At 31.4% G+C, this 1,746-nt stretch carries 1 protein-coding gene; it reads left to right on the plus strand.

All coding sequences use genetic code 11. The annotated features are described in order from the left end of the window. Positions 1-389 precede the first annotated feature (389 nt). Entirely contained in the window at positions 390-1,319 is a 930-nt protein-coding gene (locus DET63_RS30005) for a DMT family transporter (RefSeq protein WP_113938659.1), read from the plus strand. Positions 1,320-1,746: the final 427 nt, after the last annotated feature.

The following is a 1,746-nucleotide window of genomic DNA, read 5'->3' on the forward strand; positions in this document are numbered from 1 at the left end:
AAAACCTAAGTCGTTTCGACTTAGGTTTTTTTGTGTTTATTTTTATTTACCGAAGGTTAAAATTCATAAATTTAATAATCCTAAAGACGAAAAAAAGACGAAAAAAGAATGAAATAGAAACGGTATAAAATAAAATTTGGATATTAAAGTGATAAGAAGGTTATAAAGTAATACGTTTAAATATAAATTGAAGGTAAGGATTACCTTTTTATGTTGATTTAGTTGTCGAATGAACAATGATGTTTTTGATTTAATATGAAAAGGTTATGCGAAAAATGGCTGGATGGCTATTTTTCGCATAACCTTTTTGTGGTTTTAAAGGATTTTACTTAAGAAAAAATCTATAATTAAGGTAGTTAACATATACTTTTTGATGGGTGTGGGGGATTATGAAAGAAATATGCATGTTATTAGTGGCTGTTATATTATGGGGGACGGCAATTGCGCCAACGAAATGGGCATTAGAATCTATTCAACCATTTACTTTGTTATTTATTCGTCTTTTCCTCGCAGGGGGAATTTGTATGCTTTTTTCATATGGCCAACTTCAAAAAGCAATCGTACATAAACATATTCCATGGAAAAGAATGAGTTTGCTATCTTTTACTGGTGTAGCTGGGTATTTTATGTTCACATCCTACGGGATTTCTTTAACAAGTGGATTACATGTTAGTATCATTGATGCTGCATTGCCGTTAGTTACAATTCTTTTTTCAGCTTTCTTTTTGAAAGAGAAAATTCAGCCGAATTATTGGATTGGTATTATATTGGGGGCTATAGGGGTACTTCTTATAACAATTTCATCTAACAATGCTGATCAAGAGGTATCTTTAATAGGAGATATCCTTATTTTATTAAGCACCTTCTTATTTGCTTTTTATACAGTATTGTTAAAACAACCGAAACAGGAACGGTATCTATCAAACAAGGTTTTTACAACATTAACTTTAATTATTGGATCGGTTATTTTATTACCATTTGCAATGGTAGAAACTTTTTATTACGGTTTCCCAAAGATTGAAACCTGGAAGACTGGACTTAGTGTAATGTATCTTGTTATTGGAGCAACAATTTTAGCATATTGGTTTTGGAATAAAGCACTAGAGAGAGTTTCAGCATCAGTAAGTGGATTATATTTAAATGCATTACCGCTAATAAGTATTGTTGCTTCAATTGTTCTATTAAATGAATCTTTAACGTGGAGAATAGTAATAGGCGGCGGCTTAGTCTTATTTGGAGTGGTATGGGCGGATAAAAGTAAATTAATTGATCTATTTATCAATTCCCGACAGAAAACTCCCACCTCAAGGAATCAGTAGGACGATAGTTTAAATAGAAAGGGGGAGTTCAAGAGTTTAAAGAGTGCATGTATATAATGTGTAATCAAAAGGGCGTCTTGTATGTAATGGGATGTCCTTGTTTATTATTTTCATTGAAATGGAGAAATTGAAGGACTGAAATTAATATAGAAAATACCTTTGGAATTATTTTTATTATTAATTGAATAAAAGGTGTTGACGATTAGCTTATAGAGGTGTAATATAGGACAAGTCGCCGATAGCAACAACGAAGAAAGTGACAAAAGAAATAAAAAAACTTGGTTGACATTGAAATATGAAAATGTTAACATAAGGGAGTCGCAAATGAGCGACAAACAAGTTCTTTGAAAACTGAACGAAACAAACAACGTGAACGTCAATTTTTATTTTTAGATGCTAGACAAACTAACTTTATTGGAGAGTTTGA

The sequence above is a fragment of the Bacillus sp. DB-2 genome (assembly GCF_003315125.1).
Classification (GTDB): Bacteria; Bacillota; Bacilli; order Bacillales; family Bacillaceae_G; genus Bacillus_A; species Bacillus_A mycoides.